This window comes from Streptomyces diastatochromogenes (assembly GCF_002242805.1).
Taxonomy (GTDB): domain Bacteria; phylum Actinomycetota; class Actinomycetes; order Streptomycetales; family Streptomycetaceae; genus Streptomyces; species Streptomyces diastatochromogenes.
In genome coordinates this window covers 311,826-330,170 of the sequence record NZ_MCGQ01000016.1, presented here as the reverse complement: position 1 = coordinate 330,170, position 18,345 = coordinate 311,826, and the positions used below count along the sequence as shown (strand labels likewise).

Annotated in this window: 16 protein-coding genes; 8 read left to right on the top strand and 8 right to left on the bottom strand. The window is 69.7% G+C overall.

Annotation, left to right across the window (positions count from 1 at the left end; genetic code table 11):
* Window positions 1-30: 30 nt before the first annotated feature.
* On the bottom strand, window positions 31-1,200 hold the full coding sequence (locus tag BEK98_RS20975) for a serine hydrolase domain-containing protein (RefSeq protein WP_094218126.1): 1,170 nt from the start codon (window positions 1,198-1,200) through the stop codon (window positions 31-33).
* Window positions 1,152-2,447, bottom strand: a complete 1,296-nt coding sequence (locus tag BEK98_RS20970) for a multidrug effflux MFS transporter (RefSeq protein ID WP_094218125.1) — start codon at window positions 2,445-2,447, stop codon at window positions 1,152-1,154. Before BEK98_RS20970 ends, BEK98_RS20975 begins: the two co-directional genes overlap by 49 nt.
* An 86-nt stretch (window positions 2,448-2,533) precedes the next feature.
* On the opposite strand from BEK98_RS20970, the gene BEK98_RS20965 reads away from it, so the two are divergent.
* Both BEK98_RS20965 and BEK98_RS20960 read left to right on the top strand, forming a co-directional pair.
* Window positions 2,534-3,547 carry a Gfo/Idh/MocA family protein gene (locus tag BEK98_RS20965; protein ID WP_208643173.1) on the top strand — a complete coding sequence of 338 codons (1,014 nt, stop codon included), beginning with the start codon at window positions 2,534-2,536 and terminating at the stop codon, window positions 3,545-3,547.
* A 136-nt stretch (window positions 3,548-3,683) separates the two neighbouring features.
* On the top strand, window positions 3,684-4,442 hold the full coding sequence (locus BEK98_RS20960) for an SDR family oxidoreductase (RefSeq protein WP_094218124.1): 759 nt from the start codon (window positions 3,684-3,686) through the stop codon (window positions 4,440-4,442).
* A gap of 253 nt (window positions 4,443-4,695) precedes the next feature.
* Here the strand turns inward: BEK98_RS20960 and BEK98_RS20955 are convergent, their stop codons facing one another.
* Window positions 4,696-5,937, bottom strand: a complete 1,242-nt coding sequence (locus tag BEK98_RS20955; RefSeq protein WP_208643172.1) for a D-alanyl-D-alanine carboxypeptidase family protein — start codon at window positions 5,935-5,937, stop codon at window positions 4,696-4,698.
* 200 nt (window positions 5,938-6,137) lie between these two features.
* Here BEK98_RS20955 and BEK98_RS20950 point away from each other — a divergent pair, with 200 nt between their 5' ends.
* Together BEK98_RS20950 and BEK98_RS20945 are read left to right on the top strand one after the other, a co-directional pair.
* A complete protein-coding gene (locus BEK98_RS20950) occupies window positions 6,138-7,613 on the top strand; it encodes an ABC transporter permease (RefSeq protein WP_094218122.1) in 1,476 nt (491 codons plus the stop codon).
* 43 nt (window positions 7,614-7,656) lie between these two features.
* Window positions 7,657-8,451 carry an ABC transporter ATP-binding protein gene (locus BEK98_RS20945; RefSeq protein ID WP_094218121.1) on the top strand — a complete coding sequence of 265 codons (795 nt, stop codon included), beginning with the start codon at window positions 7,657-7,659 and terminating at the stop codon, window positions 8,449-8,451.
* 29 nt (window positions 8,452-8,480) lie between these two features.
* On the opposite strand, the gene BEK98_RS20940 is transcribed toward BEK98_RS20945, so the two are convergent.
* The gene (locus BEK98_RS20940; protein ID WP_094218120.1) at window positions 8,481-9,467 is read right to left on the bottom strand and encodes an aldo/keto reductase; all 987 of its coding nucleotides are present in this window, start codon (window positions 9,465-9,467) and stop codon (window positions 8,481-8,483) included.
* A gap of 106 nt (window positions 9,468-9,573) precedes the next feature.
* Complete coding sequence (locus BEK98_RS20935) at window positions 9,574-9,900, bottom strand: nuclear transport factor 2-like protein (protein WP_094218119.1); 327 nt, start codon at window positions 9,898-9,900, stop codon at window positions 9,574-9,576.
* A gap of 118 nt (window positions 9,901-10,018) precedes the next feature.
* Here BEK98_RS20935 and BEK98_RS20930 point away from each other — a divergent pair, with 118 nt between their 5' ends.
* Entirely contained in the window at window positions 10,019-10,564 is a 546-nt protein-coding gene (locus tag BEK98_RS20930) for a DoxX family membrane protein (RefSeq protein WP_094218118.1), read from the top strand.
* A 29-nt stretch (window positions 10,565-10,593) separates the two neighbouring features.
* Complete coding sequence (locus BEK98_RS20925) at window positions 10,594-10,941, top strand: MazG-like family protein (RefSeq protein ID WP_094218117.1); 348 nt, start codon at window positions 10,594-10,596, stop codon at window positions 10,939-10,941.
* A 16-nt stretch (window positions 10,942-10,957) separates the two neighbouring features.
* Here the strand turns inward: BEK98_RS20925 and BEK98_RS20920 are convergent, their stop codons facing one another.
* Together BEK98_RS20920 and BEK98_RS20915 are read right to left on the bottom strand one after the other, a co-directional pair.
* Window positions 10,958-11,878, bottom strand: coding sequence for a tyrosine-protein phosphatase (locus BEK98_RS20920; protein WP_094218116.1), 921 nt, complete (start codon window positions 11,876-11,878; stop codon window positions 10,958-10,960).
* A 136-nt stretch (window positions 11,879-12,014) separates the two neighbouring features.
* Complete coding sequence (locus BEK98_RS20915) at window positions 12,015-13,340, bottom strand: NsdA family TPR-like regulatory protein (RefSeq protein WP_094218115.1); 1,326 nt, start codon at window positions 13,338-13,340, stop codon at window positions 12,015-12,017.
* 209 nt (window positions 13,341-13,549) lie between these two features.
* Here BEK98_RS20915 and BEK98_RS20910 point away from each other — a divergent pair, with 209 nt between their 5' ends.
* Window positions 13,550-14,014 (top strand): ATP-binding protein, encoded by a 465-nt coding sequence (locus tag BEK98_RS20910; protein WP_094218268.1) that lies wholly within the window; start codon window positions 13,550-13,552, stop codon window positions 14,012-14,014.
* Window positions 14,015-14,155: 141 nt separating this feature from the next.
* On the opposite strand, the gene BEK98_RS20905 is transcribed toward BEK98_RS20910, so the two are convergent.
* A complete protein-coding gene (locus tag BEK98_RS20905; RefSeq protein ID WP_094218114.1) occupies window positions 14,156-15,823 on the bottom strand; it encodes a DUF6119 family protein in 1,668 nt (555 codons plus the stop codon).
* A 748-nt stretch (window positions 15,824-16,571) separates the two neighbouring features.
* Between BEK98_RS20905 and BEK98_RS20895 the strand changes: the two genes are divergently transcribed.
* Window positions 16,572-18,344 (top strand): N-6 DNA methylase, encoded by a 1,773-nt coding sequence (locus tag BEK98_RS20895; RefSeq protein WP_244201915.1) that lies wholly within the window; start codon window positions 16,572-16,574, stop codon window positions 18,342-18,344.
* Window position 18,345 lies beyond the last annotated feature (1 nt).

Here is an 18,345-nt window from a genome sequence, read left to right as displayed (position 1 = left end):
ACTCGGTAGGCCGGAAGGCCAAAGTCGAGATCAGATCACCGCCCGCGCCAGATACGTGCCCAGTCTCGCCCTCGGTCCGCTGTCCGGTCCCCTGCGTCTCGGGTGGACCGTGTTCGCCAGCAGCACCAGGAACGTGTCCGTCCTCGGGTCCAGCACCAGCGACGTACCCGTGAAGCCGGTATGCCCCGCCGCCCCCCGGCCCGCCAGCTCCCCCATGAACCACGGCTGGTCCACGGTGAAGCCCAGGCCCGGTGGGGTCAGCAGGAGTTCCACGAAGTCGGGGCCGAGGATGCGCGCGGGGCCGTACGCGCCGCCCGCGAGCAGGGCGCGGCAGAAGACCGCCAGGTCGGGCGCGGTGGAGAAGAGGCCGGCATGGCCCGCCACCCCGCCGAGCGCCCAGGCGTTCTCGTCGTGGACCTCGCCGCGCAGCATGCCGCGGTCGGCCTTGGCCCAGGGGCGCCGTTGGTCCTCGGTGGCCGCGGCGCCGGGGCAGGGGCCGAAGGCGGTCGCCGTCATCCCGAGCGGGCGGGTGATGCCGTCCTCGATCAGGACGTCGAGGGGGCGGCCGGTGATCCGCTCCAGGACGAACTGGAGCAGGATCATGTTCAGGTCCGAGTAGAGGTACCGGCCGGGCTCGGACGTGGGGGCCTCCGCGCGGAGCAGCGCGAGGCGGGCGGTGTCGTCCCGGCATTCGTACAGCGGGAGTTCGGGGCGCAGCCCGGAGGTGTGGGTGAGCAGCTGCCGTACGGTGATGCCGTGCGCGGCGGCCGCGGTGAACCCGGGCAGGTAGGCGCCGATCCGGGCGTCCATGCCGAGGGTGCCGCGCTCGATCTGCTGGACGGCGGCGACGGACGTGAACAGCTTGGTGAGGGAGGCCAGGTCGAAGGGCGTGTCGACGGTAGTCGGGACCCGGGCGGCGGGCGGCAGTTCGACGGCGGTGTCGGTCTCGGGGTCGTAGGAGGCGTAGCGGACCGCCCAGCCCGCGGCCTCGGCCACGGCGATCACGGGGCCGCGTCCGGCCACGACGACGGCACCGGCGGCCCAGGGGCGTGCTCCGGTGGTGAGGGCGTGCGCCTCGCCGGCCAGGCGCTCGAGTCCGGTGGGATCGAGGCCGGCGCGTTCGGGTGTGCCGACGCGCAGCTTCGGTGCGCTCAGTTGTCCTCTCCCTCCGAGCCCGCACGGGTGTTCCAGGGACGGCACATTCCCACGAAGCAGGCCGCCGCTACCAGTGCGCCCGCCAGTTGGACGACCGCCATGGGCACGGCGGTGTGCTCTCCGGCGACGCCGACGAGCGGGGAGGCGACCGCTCCGACGAGGAACGAGGTGGTGCCGAGGAGGGCGGAGGCGGAGCCGGCGGCGTGCCGGGTGCGCAGCAGGGCGAGGGACTGGGCGTTGGGCAGGGTGATGCCCATCGCGGACATGAGGACGAACAGGGCGGCGGCGACCGGGACCAGGCCGACCTCGCCGAAGGTGCCCGCGGTCATCAGCAGCAGGGCGGTCGCGGCGAGCACGATCACCGCGAGGCCGGTGCCGAGCACCTTGTCCAGGCTGACCCGGCCCACCAGCAGCCGGCCGTTGACCTGCCCGGCGATCACCAGCCCGACCGAGTTGACGCCGAAGAGCAGGCTGAAGGTCTGCGGTGAGGCGCCGTAGATCTCCTGGACGACGAAAGGGCTGGCGGACACATAAGCGAACAGCGCGGCGAAGGCGAAGCCGCCGGCGAGCATGTAGCCGGTGAAGGGCAGGTCGGCGAGCAGGCCGCGCATCGAGCGCAGGGCCTGCCCCACTCCCCCGCCGTGCCGTTCGCCGGGCGGCAGGGTCTCGGGCAGCCGCAGCCAGACGAGGGCGGCGAGCGCGGCCCCGACCACGGTGAGGACGACGAACACGCCCCGCCAGTCCGTGACCCTCAGGATCTGCCCGCCGATCAGGGGCGCCACGATCGGCGCCACCCCGGAGATCAGCATCAGGGTGGAGAAGAAGCGGGCCATGGCCACGCCGTCGTAGAGGTCGCGTACGACGGCTCGTGCGATGACTATGCCGGCCGCGCCCGCGAGGCCCTGGGCGATACGGAAGGCGACCAGCGCCTCGACGGTGGGCGCCAGGGCGCACAGGGCGGTGGCTAGGAGGTAGACGGCGAGGCCGGTCAGCAGCGGGCGGCGGCGGCCCCAGCGGTCGCTCATCGGGCCCACGACCAGCTGCCCGAGCGCCATGCCGGCCAGGCACGCGGTGAGGGTGAGCTGGACGGTGGCGGCGGGGGCGTGCAGGGAGCGGGTGACCTCCGGCAGGGACGGGAGGTACATGTCCATCGCGAGCGGGGGTGTGGCGGTGAGGCCGCCGAGGACGAGGGTGACGAGCAGACCGGTGCGGCGGGTGGCGGCGACCGGGGCGGGTGCGGTGGTGGACTGGTGCTCCGTTTCCGGTGTCGGTGCCGCCGCGTGCTCGGGCATGTGCCCCTCCCTCTCCTACTGGATCGGCCTCTATGCTCGCAGCTCGTACACACTGCCGTGGCACACATGAACGAGGGCGGGGCGGGATGGCGGAGCAGAGCGTGCGGTGGGGGATCCTGGCGACCGGCGGAATCGCGGCCGCGTTCGCGGCGGACCTGGTGGACCTGCCGGATGCCGAGATCGTGGCCGTGGCCTCGCGCAGCCAGGAGTCGGCCCAGGCGTTCGCCGAGCGGTTCGGGGTCACGCGGGCGTACGGCGACTGGGAGTCCCTGGCCGCGGACGCGGACATCGACGTCGTGTACGTCGCCACCCCGCACGCGGCGCACCGGGCGGCGGCCGGGCTGTGCCTGGCCGCCGGGCGGAACGTGCTGTGCGAGAAGGCGTTCACGCTCAACGCCGGCGAGGCCGAGGAACTGGTGGCGCTGGCGAAGGAGCACGACCGCTTCCTGATGGAGGCGATGTGGATGTACTGCAATCCTCTGGTCCGGCGACTGAAGGCGCTGGTCGCGGACGGGGCGATCGGCGAGGTGCGCACAGTCCAGGCCGACTTCGGCCTGGCCGGCCCCTTCCCGCCGGCGCACCGGCTGCGGGACCCGGCGCTGGGCGGCGGGGCGCTGCTGGACCTCGGGGTGTACCCGGTGTCGTTCGCGCAGCTGCTGCTGGGTGAGCCGGACGAGGTCGCCGCGCGGGCGGTGCTCTCGGAGGAAGGCGTCGATCTCCAGACGGGCGCGCTGCTGTCCTGGGAGAGCGGGGCGCTGGCCTCGGTGCACTGCTCGATCGTCGGCGGTACGGCGACCGCCGCCTCGGTCACCGGCTCGCGCGGCCGGATCGACATCCCGTCCGGCTTCTTCCACCCCGACCGCTTCGTGCTGCACCGCGACGGCCGGGAGCCCGAGGTGTTCACCGCCGACCCGGCCGACGGCCCGCGCACCAGCCTGCGGCACGAGGCCGAGGAGGTCATGCGGGCCCTGCGGGCGGGCGAGAAGGAGTCACCGCTGGTGCCGCTGGCGGGCAGCCTCGCGGTGATGCGCACGCTGGACGCGATCCGGGAGCGGATCGGGGTGCGGTATCCCGGGGAAGCGGCGGTGGTCGCCGTTTAGCCGTGTGGCGCGACGACGGTCGCCGTCTAGCCGTATGGCGCGAGGACAGTCCCCCTTTAACCGTACGGCGCGCCATTTAACCGTATGGCGGACACCTAATTCCGCATGGCGGACTTCCCGCCTACGCTGCGGAACCATGACTGACACGCAATCGAAGATCGCGGTGGTGACCGGCGCCGGCTCCGGCATCGGGCGGGCCGTCGCCGTGGAGCTGCTGCGCGCCGGGTGGTCGGTGGCGCTGGCCGGCCGGCGCGTCGAGACGCTGGAGGAGACGGCGGCGCTGGTGCCCGAGGCGCCCTCGCTCGCCGTGCGCACCGACGTGTCCCGACCCGAGGACGTGGAGGCGCTGTTCACGGCGACCGTGGACCGGTTCGGTCGCGTCGACCTGCTGTTCAACAACGCCGGGACGTTCGGCCCGGGCGGGGTGCCGGTCGAGGACCTGTCCTACGACGCCTGGCGGCACGTGGTGGACACCAACCTCAACGGGGCGTTCCTGTGCGCGCAGGCGGCGTACCGGCGGATGAAGGAGCAGGACCCGCAGGGCGGCCGGATCATCAACAACGGCTCCATCTCCGCCCACACGCCCCGCCCGCACTCGGTCGCCTACACCGCGACCAAGCACGCGCTGACCGGCCTGACCAAGTCGCTGTCATTGGACGGGCGGCCGTACCGCATCGCGGTCGGGCAGATCGACATCGGCAACGCGGCCACCGACATGACGGCCCGGATGCAGGTCGGGGCACTGCAGGCGAACGGGGAAGTAGCCCCGGAACCGGTGATGGACGTGGCCGACGTGGCGCGCACCGTGCGGCACATGGCCGAGCTGCCGCTGGAGGCGAACGTGCAGTTCACGACGGTGCTGGCGACGGCGATGCCGTATATCGGGCGGGGTTGAGGACGGACCGGAATCCAAATCCTCAAGTTACACAAACGGAATTTCAACGTCCGCAGTATTGCGGCCGGTCGGCCGCATATGCTCAACTTTCCTCCACAAGAGCTTCACACTTGGAGCACGGGGGTTCCGTAGCCACACCGAGGGGGGAGTCGGCAGTCGTTCCACCGGACCGGAGTTGGGGGTGGACCTCGCGTGGGACCGCGGGGTACGCACCGGTCGGTGGAACGGCTGCCGCTGTACGCATCCCGAGCGCTCAGCGCCGGTGCCGGCCCCCGGACTCGGACTCCGTTCCCGTGTCCGTCTCCCTCTCCGTCTGCGCCTCGGCCATGGCCTCCGCCCGCGCCGCCTTCGCCCGGACCATCCGCCGCCGCAGCGCCCACGCGCCCGCTCCCAGCAGGGCCGCCGTCCCGGCGCCGCCCTCCAGCAGCCGCCATGACGAGGGGTGTCCGGACGACGACGCCGAGCCGGGAGCACCGGCCGCGGCCCGGCCCGCCTTCCCCTGGGACGTCGGACTCGCGCTCGCGCTCGCCCCGCCTTCGCTGAGCGGTTCGACGAGCGTGCCCACCGCCTGCGCCGAACGCCCCTGCCCGAAGCCCCAGTCGAGCAGCGCGGCGGTCTGCTCGTAGACGGCGTTGCTGCCCTCGGTGGGATGCATCACGGTGACCAGCAGGGTGCGGCCGCCCCGGGTGGCCGCACCGGTGAAGGTGTTGCCGGCGTGGCTGGTGTAGCCGTTCTTCACGCCGATCAGACCGTCGTACGTGCCCAGCCCCCAGGCCCCCGTGAGCAGGCGGTCGGTGTTCTGGATCTGGAAGGTCTTCTTGCCGCCGGCCGGGAAGTCGGCGGTCCTGGTGCCGCAGTAGCCGCGGAAGTCGGCGTTCTTGAGGCCCTGCCGGGCGAACAGCGTGAGGTCGTACGCCGAGGAGAGCTGGCCCTTGTGGTCGAAGCCGTCGGGGCTGACCACCTGGGTGTCCAGGGCCTGCAGGTCCTCGGCCTTGGCCTGCATCTCGGCGACCGTCTTGGCCACGCCGCCGTTCATGTGCGCGAGCACGTGCACCGCGTCGTTGCCGGAGCGCAGGAACACGCCCTGCCAGAGCTGCTCGACGGAGTAGGTGATGCCGGGCTTGACGCCGACGAGGCTGGAGCCGGCCGGGATGTCGGCGAGGTCGGCGTCGGTGACCTTGTACCGCTGGGTCCGCTCGAACTTCTGCAGCACGGTGTCCGCGAACAGCATCTTCAGCGTGGACGCGGGCGCCAGGCGCCGGTGCGCGTTGAAGGAGGCGAGCACCTCGCCGCTCTCGCCGTCGGCGATCAGCCACGAGCGGGCGGTGAGCTTCTTGGGCAGGCCGCCGGCGCCGCGCACCTGGACTCCGGTACGGGCCAGCCGCTCACCGCCGATCACGGTCGCGGCGGAGGCGGGGGCGGCCACGGACAGGGGCAGGGCGGCGGCCGTCAGCCCGAGGGCGGCACGTCGGCTGAGCCGGGAACAATCACGCACCCGGGGACCGTACACCGCACCCAACAGGCATTTCCTGGCAGGAGGCCCTCCAGAGCATAGGAATTTGCTGTCTTATGAAAATTTGATCACCCACGTCGCTTTCTCAGCTCTGACACATCCTTTACTCAGTGCGCCTCAAAGGTTCCTCCCTAGCTTGTGGCAGCGCCCACAGCGGGCGCCAAGAACCTTCGAGGAACGGGATGTTTGGCATCTATCTCAAGCGCGAGCTGAGCCGCCGCAAGAAGGCCGCTCTGGTCATCGCCATGGGTCTGGCGCTCGGAATCGCCCTGGTCATCACCGTCAACTCGGTGTCGGCCGGTATGACGCAGGCGCAGGACAAGGTCCTCAAGTCGCTCTACGGCCTCGGCACCGACATGACGGTCACCAAGGCACAGTCGGCGCCCAAGGCCGGCAGCTCGCAGGGCCCGAACTTCAAGTTCGACGCCAAGTCCAGCAGCAAGAGCTCACAGAGCTCGGACCGGGTGATGACGCAGGGAGGTCAGGCCCTGAAGTCCTCGCTGGTCGAGAAGGTCGCCGCGCAGAAGGGCGTGGCGAGCGCGGTGGGCGCCCTCTCCCTCAACGTCACCAAGGTCGACGGCTCCTTCACCCAGGGCAAGGCGAAGTCGTCCACGTCGTCGTCCGGCTCCCAGCAGCAGGGCGGCCCGGGCGGCGGCACCGGCAGTGGCAGCGGGCAGCCGCAGGTGCAGGGCGGCGGCGCCAACTTCAACGTCAACAGCTACTCGGTGGCCGGCGTCGACGTCACCGACCAGGCCCTCGGCCCGCTGGCCACGATGAAGATCACCTCCGGGAAGACCTTCACCTCGGCGCAGACGAACGCGAAGGTCGCGGTCGTCAGCAAGTCGTACGCGAAGGAGAAGAAGTACAAGCTCGGCTCGACCTTCAAGGTCTCCGGCACCAAGTACACGGTCATCGGCATCGCCACCCCGGACAGCAGCGAGTCCACCACCGACGTCTACCTGCCGCTGAAGCAGGCCCAGTCGCTCGGTGACGCCAAGAACAAGGTCACCACGATCTACGTCAAGGCGACCGACTCCCAGCAGATCTCCACCGTCAAGAAGACGATCCAGAGCAACATCTCCGGTACGACGGTCACCACCTCCTCCGACCTGGCCTCCACCGTCTCCGGTTCGCTGTCCACGGCCTCGAACCTGGCCGGCAGCGTCGGCAAGTGGCTCTCGATCACCGTCCTGATCGCCGCCTTCCTGGTGGCCGCGCTGCTCACCTCCTCGGCCGTGTCCCGGCGGGTGCGGGAGTTCGGCACCCTGAAGGCGCTCGGCTGGCCGAGCCGCAAGGTGACCCGGCAGGTGGTCGGCGAGTCCATGGTCAACGGCCTGATCGGCGGCGGCCTCGGCATCGCCCTGGGTCTGGCGGCCGCCTACACGGTCACCGCGATCAGCCCGAAGCTCAAGGCGGAGCTGGGCAGCAGCGGCGGCGGTGGCGGTATGGGCGGTGGCATGGGCGGCCCCGGTGGCGGCGGCCCCGGCCAGCAGGCCACCAAGAACACCCTGGAGATCGCGCTGACCGCGCCCGTCTCCCTGACCACCATCGCCCTGGCCGTCGGCCTCGCGGTCGCGGGCGGGCTGATCGCCGGCGCGATGGGCGGCTGGCGCGCCTCCCGGATGCGCCCGGCCGACGCCCTGCGCAGCGTCTCCTGACCCGCTCTTCTGTCTCATCTTCTGTCTCACTCACGGAGCACCCATGTACAGACTCACCGGCGTCACCAAGCGGTACACGCGGGGCAAGGAGACGGTGGAGGCGCTGCGCGGCGTCGACCTCACCATCGCCGACGGCGACCAGCTGGTCATCCAGGGCCCGACGGGCGGCGGCAAGTCGACGCTGTTGCAGATGATCGGCGGCCTCGACCGCCCCTCCTCCGGCAGCGTCGAACTGGACGGCGTCGACCTCGGCACGATCAGCGAGGCCAAGCTGACCCGGCTGCGCGCCGAGAAGATCGGCATCATCTTCCAGGCGTTCAACCTCATCCCGACGCTCACGGCCCAGGAGAACGTGGAGACAGCGCTCGTCCCCCTCGGCGTCAAGCCCGCTGAGCGCCGCGAGCGCGCGGCGGAGGCCCTGCGCTCGGTCGGCCTCGGCGAACGCCTGTCGCACGTCCCGTCCGAGATGTCCGGCGGCCAGCAGCAGCGCGTGGCCATCGCCCGCGCGCTGGTGAAGAACCCGAAGGTACTGCTCGCCGACGAGCCCACCGGCAACCTCGACGAGGGCACCCGCGACGACATCATGGCCCTGCTGGAGGGCCTCTGGCGGGAGCACGGGCTGACCTTCATCATGGTCACCCACGACTCCTCCATCGCCCGCCGCGCCCCGCGCCTGGCCACCATCAAGGCGGGCCAGATCACGCTCACCGAGCAGGGGGGCGGGGCGGCGGCACGGCAGCGGGCGTACGGCCAGCAGGCTCAAGGCCAGCAGGCTTATGGCGAGCACGGGCCGCAGGAGCAGTACGCGCAGCAGCAGTACGGCAGTTACGGCTACTGACCCTCAGTCGTACGGCCCGTCGGGGCCGCTCATCGCCCGAGCAGGCGGTCGATCTCGGCCAACTGCTCCGCGGTGAGCGGCCCCTTCGCGATCGCGCCGGCGTTGTCCTCGGCCTGGGCGACGGACCGGAAGCCCGGGATCGGGACGGTACGCGGGCTGCGCGCCCACAGCCAGGCCAGGGCGCCCTGGGCCGGGGTACGACAGTCACTGGTGAGGATGTCCCGCAGGGCCTCGACCCGACCCACCCACTCGGGATCGGAGCCGGACCCGTCGCCCCCGAACCCCTGGAGCCAGGCCGGCGGCTTGCTCCGGATGTCCCCGGCCTCCAGGGAGGTGTGCCGCTTACCGGTCAGCAGCCCCATCGCGAGCGGGCTGCGGTTGATGCTGGCAAGGTCCAGCCGCTCGCACAGCGCCAGCATGTCGGGCGCGTCCTGCAACACGTTGAGCGCGTGCTGTACGGCCGCGCAGTGCTCCCCCTCGGCGAAGAGGGCGGCGCGGGCCGGGTCGTCGGTGCTCCAGGCGTAGGCGCGGACGAGCCCCTCCTTGACGAACTCCTCGCAGAGGTCGCGGAGTTGGGCCGCCTTCTCCGGTTCCGCGTCGGAGAGGTGCAGCTGGTAGAGGTCGACGTAGTCGGTGCCGAGGCGACGGAGGGACGCGGTCAGGGCCCGGCGGGCGTACTCCGGGGAGTCGTCGGCGCCGGTGAGGGTGCGGGTGTCCGGGTCGAAGACGTTGCCCCATTTGGTGGCGAGGACGACCTGGTCCCGGCGCTTGCCCAGCGCACGGCCCAGGACCTCCTCACTGTGCCCGGTGCCGTAGACGTCGGCGGTGTCGAAGAAGGTGACGCCGAGGTCGAGGGCACGGCGAACAGCCCGTACCGTCTCCTCGTCGTCGACCTTCCCCCACCCGAGCGGCTGCCCGTCGGCGGCCTGCCACTCACCGCCGATGGCCCAGCACCCGAAGCCGAGCGCGCTGACCTCGATACCGCTGCGTCCCAGTGTCCTGCTGGTGGTCTCCATGCCTGGGAACGCTAGGAGTTGAAGCGCACACGAAGGCAAGCGGTTGCGCGGAGATCTTGTACGGGGATCTTGTGCGGGGATCTTGCTCGGGGATCTTGCTCGGGGATTACGCCTGCCCGGTCTCGAACCGCGAGATCCTGCCGTCGTCCTCGACCTCGAAGTGCCACTTGGTCCGCATCTCGCCCCAGGCGTCGTTGCGGTAGCGGGCGATGAGGTCGCGGCCGCCGCGGGACTCGTTGTCGACGTCCATGTGGCCGTGGGAGGAGAAGATCTCCCGGTCGATCCACTCGGCGAGGTCGCGGTCGGAGCCGTCGTCGGACATCGTCGCGCCGGGTGCGAGGAGGGACATGAAGCCCTCGCGGTCGTGGGAGTTCACGGCGTTGACGAAGGCGCGGACGGCCGGGTCGCTGAGTTTGGCTGGCTGAATCGTCATGGCGCCAGGCTCACACCGCTCCCCCGGCCCCGCCACCCGAACGCCCTCCACGACGGGCCCGTCGGTGCGCGGGATGCGACGGTGACAACGGACTTCTTAGGCACTGATGGGAGCAACCGTGACCTGCTACGACCGACGTGATCTGGGCCTGCTGCTGCTCCGACTGGGGACCGGTGGGGTGCTCGCCGCACACGGTGCGCAGAAGCTGTTCGGCTGGTTCGGCGGGCACGGCCTGGAGGGCACGGGCCAGTTCATGGAGTCCGTCGGCTACGCGCCGGGCAAGGCGAGCGCGACGGCGGCGGGGCTGGCGGAGGCGGGCGGCGGCACACTGCTGGCCCTGGGCCTCGCGACCCCGGCGGCGGGCGCGGCGGCAGCCGGCGCGATGGCCGGAGCCGCAGCGGTCCACAAGCCCAACGGCTTCTTCGCCCAGGAGGGTGGCTACGAGTACGCGGCGACCCTGGGCCTGGCCGCGGCCGGACTGGCCATCACGGGCCCCGGCCGCCTCTCCCTCGACCACGCGTCCGGGCATGTCTTCGACCGGGGCTGGATGGTGCCGGTGGCGCTTGGGGTGACGGCGGCGGCTACGGCGGTGGTGGTGGGGGCACGGAACCGGCGGGTGCGGGCGAAGGTGGAGGGGGAGCAGGAGGTGCTGTTCGAGGACTAGCCCATCCGGGGCGTGGCAGGCTGCGGGGTATGAGCGATCAGGACACCGCCGACACTGCCGCTGACCTCTGGCCGACGATCGACGAGCTCTGGGACCGTCTGGAGGCGACTCGCAAGCACGCCGGCCCGGAGGGCGTACTGCTCCGCATCCTCAAGTTGTCGGAGGAGGTGGGCGAGGTGGCCGAGGCGGTGATCGGCGCGACCGGCCAGAACCCACGCAAGGGGGTCACCCACACGTGGGAGGACGTCCAGGGCGAGCTGTGCGATGTGGCGATCACGGCGCTGGTGGCGCTACGGACGCTGACGCCGGAGGCGCGGGAGGTCTTCGAAGCACACCTGAAGGGTGTACGAGCACGCCCGCTGACGCCTCCTGCATGAAGGCCGCTACTCGAACTCAGCCAACGAGGCGACCCCGCAGGCGAGTCAGGGTGGACACGTCGAGACCAAGACCATCGGTCAGGAAGGCTCCGAAGCTGCCGTAGTCGTGCACGGCCTGATCCCGGAACGCGTCGAGATAGTCGCTGCGCACCTCCTGGAGCGGGATGAGCAGGTCGGGATTCTGCATGTAGCCGGCCGCTTTGACCTGGTCCCGCAAGGCCTGATCGGAGGCGGCGCGCAGCTGGTTGGAGAGCAGGTAGTCGCTTTCGGAGGTCGTTGCGGGGACGCCCACCGCTCGGAGGATCGTGTCGGCCAGGGCTCCCGTACGGTCCTTGCCCGCCGAACAGTGGAAGAGGACCGGCTTCGTGGAGTTCGCGACGGTACGGATGGCGGCGCCAAGTGCGGCCCGGTTGCCGGAGTTGGTGACGAAACCCCGGTAGAGGGTGCGCATCCGCTCCTCCGCCTTACCGTCTCCGAGCATGGCCTGCTGATACACCGGGTCCTTGCTGCGGACGACCTGCCCGATGAAGGCGAAGAGGCTGGTGTCGTCGACCGGTTGAGGGACGGAGGCGACACCTGTCGGGAGGCGGTCGGTTCCGTCGGCCTGGACCTCGGTGGGGGTACGAAGGTCGATGGCGCTGCCGAGGTGCAGGTTGCCCAGGGCGGTGACGCCCTCCGGGGGAATCTTGGACAGGCTCTCGGACCGGTACAGCACACCCCACCGGGTGGTCTTGCCGTCGTAGGTGCGGTAGCCGCCGGTGTCGCGGGCGTTGACGGTGCCGGGGATGGTGAGAACGCGCGCGGTGGAGACGGATTGGGAACCACCCGCCGTCCTTGCTTGGGCCGCCGGCATCGCCTGGGCGGCGACGGGAGCGAGGGGGCCGGCGAGGGCCAGCGTGAGGGCGATTGCGCTGGCAGCACGTGCTCTGCGTCTCATGTGAGTGCCCCTTCCTGGAAACAGGGGGGCGAAGCTAGCGCTGGGATCTTGAGAGCGGAATACGGATGCTCATGGAATGCCTGGGCGTACGAAGCTCCGCCTCCCGCAGCGGGGCGGAGTCTTCGCGTCACGCCTCCTAGGCGGCCTTCTGCCTCGCAACCTCACGAACCCGCTCCCCGAGCACCCGCACAGCCCGGCTCTTGCGCGTGGCCACGTGCTTCTTGAGCGTGTCGAAGTGCTCGTCACCGCGTGAAGACGACAGGGCGGTGTAGTCGTCCAGGAATCGCTCCCAGACGCCGCATGCGGCCTCCACGTGCCCCTGCTCCCACTGCCGGGAGGCGAGGACGCCGTTCGCATGCATGCGCCCCTGGCGCTCATGTGCGGGGCGGGCGCGGTTCGACTGCTGCATGGCCTTGATGGAGCCGGGCAGGTCGCCGAGCGCGTACAGGACCCCGCTGACGTGGAACTGGTAGGCCGCTTGGTCGTACCCGCCGACGGCGTCGTTTCGGCCGTCGGCCTGCGCCAAGGCCTGCTCGGTCTCCCGCAGGCGGCTGAAGGCCTGTTGCCGGTCGCCGACAAGCGCCGCACCGTGCGCCTGCTGGCCCCGCAGGAATGCGCCGAGCCTGGGGCCGGCGGCCGGAGCCGCCTCGGCGGCCGAGTCCGCCAGTTCCAGAGCCTTCGAACCGTGCCGCAGGCTGGCCGCCTGCAACGCCATGCCTCGCAGCGTCCGGCAGTACGTGACCTGGTCGCCGCCTTCCTTTGCCAGGTCGAGCGCCTGGACGAAGTACTTCTGCCCCAGGCCGTGAGCCCGCTCGTACATGGCCATCCAGCCGGTCAGGTACACGAAATCGCTGGCGGCGGCGAGCAGGTCGTTCTTCACCTTCGAGGTGGCGTCCGCGTCGAGCCACGGCAGCACTGTGTTCGACAGGAATGCCGCCGCCATCGGCCGGGCATGGCCACCACCGAGATCGTCGAGGATCGTCGCGATGTGGTCCGTCATCCGCTGGACGGTCGTGACCTCGCCCGCGCCCACCCTTACCGTGCGCCCGGCCTTCACCTCGTCGTCGGCATGGTCGAGACGGTCGCTCAGATCGGAGAACCGCGGAACCATCAGGGCGGCCGAATACAGCCCGGTGACAAGCACTCCACGCCGCGACGGATCCAGGTCGCTCCGCACGAGATCAGCCAGAGCGGCGGACCGGTTCACGTCCTCACCGGGGAACCCCGCCTCGGCGAACGTCACGACCCGGCCGACCCTCCGGGAGAGCGCTTCGACGACGGCCGCCCGCGCCTCTTCCCTCGGGACACTTCCCCTCAGCCAGTGCGTCACGGTGCTCGCGTCGTAGTGCAGCGTCAGTCCACCCTCGGACGCGGTGCGGTTCACGGCTCGTGCCAGCTGCCCGTTTCCCCATCCGGCCTCACGCATGAGCGCGGCAAGGGCGACGTTCGGTGTGCGTCCCATGTCCAGCTCCCTGGCGTTCAACGCATTCAACGGCCCTACCAGCATGGCCCGTTCTCCCTGCGGTCGTACCCGCGTTGGATGGATACCAGCCGCCGGAGGTACCCATCCGCTCGCTTCCCGACCCGGCGGCAGTGGATGAGAGCGCCGTCCTGCTCGTCCCCCGACAGGGCGGGGCGTCCCACGCCCACCGGAAGGAACATTTCGTGACCATGTCCGCCGCCAGACCCGCCGCGACCGGCATCGGCTACAGCAAAACCCTGCCGTGCGAACCGGAGTCCGCCGGGCGTGCCCGGCAGCTCGTCACCGAGGCGCTGAACCGGTGGGGCATAGTCGAGCTGGTCGACGCCGCAGCGCTGATCGTGTCCGAGCTGTTCACCAACAGCCTCGACCACACCCACGATCGCGCAGCCCGCGTCGTGGTCCGACGCGTCACCGAGGACCGTATTCGCATCGGCGTGGCCGACAAGTCCCGCGAGGGTCCGGAGATGACGAAGCCGGACGAGGACTCCGAGAACGGCCGGGGTCTGTCTGTGATCGACACAATCGCCGATCGCTGGGGCTACGACCTTCACGGCTGGGGCAAGGTCACGTGGGCCGAACTTCGGGTGTGTGGTGAGGAGTCCGAGCAGTGCGGCAGCGCACCGCCGTCGTCCTCTACATCGCCGCCGTCGTAGCCCTCGTCGTCTCGATGCTGCGATACGCCGAATCCGGCTCGCAGTTGCGGTCTCCCGGCCGGAAGAACCTCGCAGGTCGAGCCGGCCGGAATCGTCGGCCACGAATCAGCAGCCGCACACGAGGAAGCTGTGTCGTCGCGCCTACGCCGCAGACTCCTCCACGTTGTCATGGGCGGCGTTGGGGCCGCCGTCCGGGATACCGATGACCTCGACCGTGACGCCCCACTGCTGCAGGGTCTTGACAGTCTGCGCGAGTGTGACCTGGGAGAAGGCGAAGAGCGTGTCCGGCGTCAGTTCCGTCCCGCGCTTCAGGTGGATGGCGAAGACAAGCCGCCGGGGAACGAAGTTCTCAGGAAGGCGGCGCCTACCGCCACTCCTCTCGCGGACGACCCTGGCGAACTCTGCTCGAACCGCAGCCGAGTTCTGCAACATCTGGACGGCCACGAGTCCCTGGTTGAACAGGTGACTGAGCGGACCCGACCGACCGTGAGCCGGCTTGACCAGGACCAGGGTGCCGTCAGGGGTCAAGTGGTCGCTGACCTCCAGGACATCACGACGCTTGAGGGGGTTCTTCACGTAGGCGCGGTCCAGATTGATGAAACCTCGTCCCTCCGAGGCTTCGGACAGCTTCCGGTTGTACGTTTCTTCGTCGACGCCCCGCGGCCACGGAGGCAGGGACATCGAGGGCGTGGGGCTGATCACCCGAGAAATGACGTTCTTGACCTCGGCCCGATAGATCGCGCCGATCTCGTACCAGGACTGGTCGAGCAGACAGAACCGCCGCTCACCCAGGCTCGTTTCCGCCTCGATCCAGCGCAGTGCCTTGGTGGCGGCAGGCAGGTCGGCCGCGTCGTGCTGGTAGACGTAGACCCTGCCCTCGCGCAGTGCCTCCAAGCGGAGGCCAGGCTTACGAGTACGCACACAGTCGAGAAGATGACCAACAGCCAGATCGTCCACCCGCTTCGGCCCGCCTGCACCGATCTTCACCCCGAAGGCCACGGCCTCCTCATAGGCACCGATATAGTCCGCCGGTACAGAAATGGTGATCGCGCCGTCGTCGAAGCGTCCGAGGGCGTCGTCCAAGGCTGAGTCGAGGACTTCACGGGTCTTCGGATCCCGGACCGGTACGAGATGTTCGACGAACTCCAGTCCCTGCTGAGGCTCGACTTCGCGACAGATGCGACTGATCTCTCGGACGTCGGCGATCAGGTCTGCGGGCTCGACGCCGAGCCGAAGTCGCAGGCCGCTCCCGCCCTCCGCGCTGGTGGTCTTTCCCCGGCCGTACTGGGAGTACGTCAGCTCGGTGTTGTCGAGGTAGCCGCCGATGCGAGACACGAGCTGGGCGTATTCCCGGATGCCGAGCGAGGGGACGGGGATGCCGCCCGGCACGATCGCGATGTCGGTCCTGGCCTGTCCGAGGGTGTAGGCGACCAGTCCGCGGACCTGCTGGGGGTCGATCTGCCGGATGGCAAAGGAGAGGCCAAAGCGAGGGTCCTTGATGTCCTCGGGGAGCAGGCGGAAGCCCTCGTCGTGGGCGATGGCGTACACTCCGCCGTCGACGGCGATCAGCAGGAGCGCGGCCGTCCGACGCTTGGGCTCCGCGACTCGGATCCCTGTGGTGCGCGCCATTACTCCGCACCAGGTTGCCTCGCAGTCCTTTCCGGCCCTGAGGAAGACCGCAGGCACGCCCAGCCCTGCACTAGCGTCGTGCAGGTGGGCCTCCCAGTGGTTGAGCCGGTCTCCTTCAATCGCCGTCCTCATCGCCTCCACAGTGGGGGTGACACCGATGAGGCGGTAAAGGGTCGCCATGGCGGTCGGGTGGGTGATTTCTTCCTCCGGTTGTTCGAGGTGGAGCTGATGCGCGCCCCGTAGTGGGTCCGTAGATAGCGCGCGAACAGCAGGGGCTAGCGCTCGGTCGTCCTGTCAGTGACGTCGTGTGATCTTTCGTGTTGCGTGGTCCCGCCGGGCGGGAGCCGAGGTCAGGTGCCATCCGTGGCACCGCGGACAGTTGTAGGAGCGGATGGGGGCCTTGACGCGCGCCGCCCCATGAGCACGAATCCCGGCAAGAGCCAGGTCCGCGGCGATGCGGTCAACGAACCAGGTCTTGCCGCAGGAAGTCGGCTTCCCGTGCCGGCAGTGCCGTAGGGCGCGCTCGACGGCGCGGACTTTGCGCTGATGGTGCACTTTTCTCCTCCAGCTAGGCGATCTCGGTCGCGCGTCTCCCGACCTTCATAAGAGTCGAAATAGGCATGGGCATGACCAATGCAGCGCAGACGTCCGCTGCGGCTTGGGAGCGGGTCGGTTCGGAAGCACTTGGGACGCAGCCCAGCCATCCCGGGGGTGCCGGGGGCGGCCCTGACGCGGGGAATCCGGAGGAGCCATCGGTCGACGCTGCGACTCCACCGAAAAGGACGGTAGTGGGCAGACCTCGCCCCCGCAAGCCCCTTGTGGTCATTCGTGCCATGCAGTTTGAATGTACACAGTGAAGTTGTGTACGGTAACGTCGATGTTCACGCGCACTTGCCGTAATGAGAGGCCTACAGATACGGTCACCAACATGACCTCGGACCAGCACGACCAGATGACCGCCGCCGAGATTGCGCGGCTGGCCGGTGTCGGCCGTGCTGCCGTCTCCAACTGGCGACGCCGCTACCCGGGGTTCCCGCAGCAGCTCGGCGGCACCCCGCAACGTCCGACGTTCTCTCGGAAGGAGGTTGAGGCGTGGCTGAAGGAGACCGGAAAGAGTGACCAGCTGGCGACCGCTGGCAGCACGGAGACCGGGACTCAGAGCATCAGCGACCTGTCACCGTTCGCCAGCGGTGGACCTAGCTACACGCGAGAGCCGGAGCACGGTCTCGCCGACCTCACCCCTGGCCAGTTGCTGGCGAGGGTGATGACATCCCTGCTTCCGCAGTCAACGGCGCCCCCGCCAAACCACTCAGACGACACCGACGTGCCCGATACGGACCCACCTGTCGTACTCGACCCTGCCTGCGCCGAGGCGACGCTACTGATGGCCGTCGCCGACAGGTTCGGCAGCAGCGTCAAACTAGTGGGGCAGGAGATCGACGAGCTGGCAGCGGCGAAAGCGAAAGCCGCGCTACACCTGCGGAGCGACACCCAGAGCGTGAAGTACGAGATCCACTCCGGGGATTCCTTGCTAGACAACCAGCTCGGCACCTACTTGGGCGCGTCTGCGGCTGTCATCTGCGAACCACCCTTCGACCTGCTGCAGTGGCCGGCAACCAAACTGGCCGACGATCAGCGCTGGACGTTCGGCATCCCCTCTCCGCGCGACCCTGAGCTGGCCTGGGTACAGCACTGTTACGCGCACCTCCGCCCGCATGGCGTGGCCGTCGTCGCAGTGTCCCCGCGCACCTGCATCCAACCGTCCGGGCAGAGCATCCGCACCGCATTGGTGCGCTCCGGCGCTCTCCGCAGCGTGATCGCGCTGCCGACAGGGATGGGCTCGACACCGGACTCAAGCCTCCACATCTGGGTCCTGCGACGCCCCTACGGCACCCCCACCCCCGATACCGTGGACATGATCGACTTGTCGGGGCTGAGTGACCCTGCCGATGTCCCAGACGGAAATGCCGCCTGGCGAGACATCGTCCGCGGCGACAGCCCGGCCGTCTCTCGCGCCGTGCCGTGTCAGGAACTCCTCGACGATGATGTCAGCCTCCTACCCTCCCGGTACGTCAGCGCACATGTGGAGACGAGCCCAGACGACTTCGCCCGTGTCACCGGTCGGCTGCGGGCCCTCTATACGCACATCGGACAGGGACTGCCGAACTTCACCGCGCCCAACACTCAGGTCCGCCACATGTACGTCTCCTTCGCAGAACTGGAACGCACCGGAGCACTGAAAATCCGCTCACGCGAGACCACGCCGAGCGCTGGCGATCTACTCATGCGCACACTCGGGCGTCCGCCGGTCGTGGCGACCGGCACCGCCGAGGACGGGATCGGTGTGGCCCAGGTCGTCGAGATTAACGCCGACCGGCTGGATCCGCACTTCGTCGTGGCCTTTCTGCAGGCCGACGCCCAGGCTCTGCCTGTGGCCAACACCCTTGGTGCGCTCAACCGCGAGGACTTGCGCCGTTGCCGCATCCCTCGCTTGCCCCTTGCCGAACAGCGCCGCTACGGCGACGCGTTCCGCTATCTGCAACAACTGCAGGACACGCTCACGGCGCTCGCGAAGACGAGCTCGCATGTAATCGACCAAACCCTCCACGCACTGACTACGGGTGTTCTAGCACCGGGCTTCTCCGCGGCGCGGGACACTGATGGTGCCATTGCGACCGACAACGAGACGAGAGAGCTGTGAC

Coding starts and splice junctions, on each gene's coding strand:
- BEK98_RS20970 (WP_094218125.1), bottom strand. CDS start 2,447: ATGCCCGAGCACGCGGCGGCACCGACACCGGAAACGGAGCACCAGTCC.
- BEK98_RS20945 (WP_094218121.1), top strand. CDS start 7,657: ATGTACAGACTCACCGGCGTCACCAAGCGGTACACGCGGGGCAAGGAG.
- BEK98_RS20905 (WP_094218114.1), bottom strand. CDS start 15,823: ATGGCGACCCTTTACCGCCTCATCGGTGTCACCCCCACTGTGGAGGCG.
- BEK98_RS20950 (WP_094218122.1), top strand. CDS start 6,138: ATGTTTGGCATCTATCTCAAGCGCGAGCTGAGCCGCCGCAAGAAGGCC.
- BEK98_RS20895 (WP_244201915.1), top strand. CDS start 16,572: ATGACCTCGGACCAGCACGACCAGATGACCGCCGCCGAGATTGCGCGG.
- BEK98_RS20925 (WP_094218117.1), top strand. CDS start 10,594: ATGAGCGATCAGGACACCGCCGACACTGCCGCTGACCTCTGGCCGACG.
- BEK98_RS20935 (WP_094218119.1), bottom strand. CDS start 9,900: ATGACGATTCAGCCAGCCAAACTCAGCGACCCGGCCGTCCGCGCCTTC.
- BEK98_RS20910 (WP_094218268.1), top strand. CDS start 13,550: ATGTCCGCCGCCAGACCCGCCGCGACCGGCATCGGCTACAGCAAAACC.
- BEK98_RS20960 (WP_094218124.1), top strand. CDS start 3,684: ATGACTGACACGCAATCGAAGATCGCGGTGGTGACCGGCGCCGGCTCC.
- BEK98_RS20915 (WP_094218115.1), bottom strand. CDS start 13,340: ATGGGACGCACACCGAACGTCGCCCTTGCCGCGCTCATGCGTGAGGCC.
- BEK98_RS20965 (WP_208643173.1), top strand. CDS start 2,534: ATGGCGGAGCAGAGCGTGCGGTGGGGGATCCTGGCGACCGGCGGAATC.
- BEK98_RS20940 (WP_094218120.1), bottom strand. CDS start 9,467: ATGGAGACCACCAGCAGGACACTGGGACGCAGCGGTATCGAGGTCAGC.
- BEK98_RS20920 (WP_094218116.1), bottom strand. CDS start 11,878: ATGAGACGCAGAGCACGTGCTGCCAGCGCAATCGCCCTCACGCTGGCC.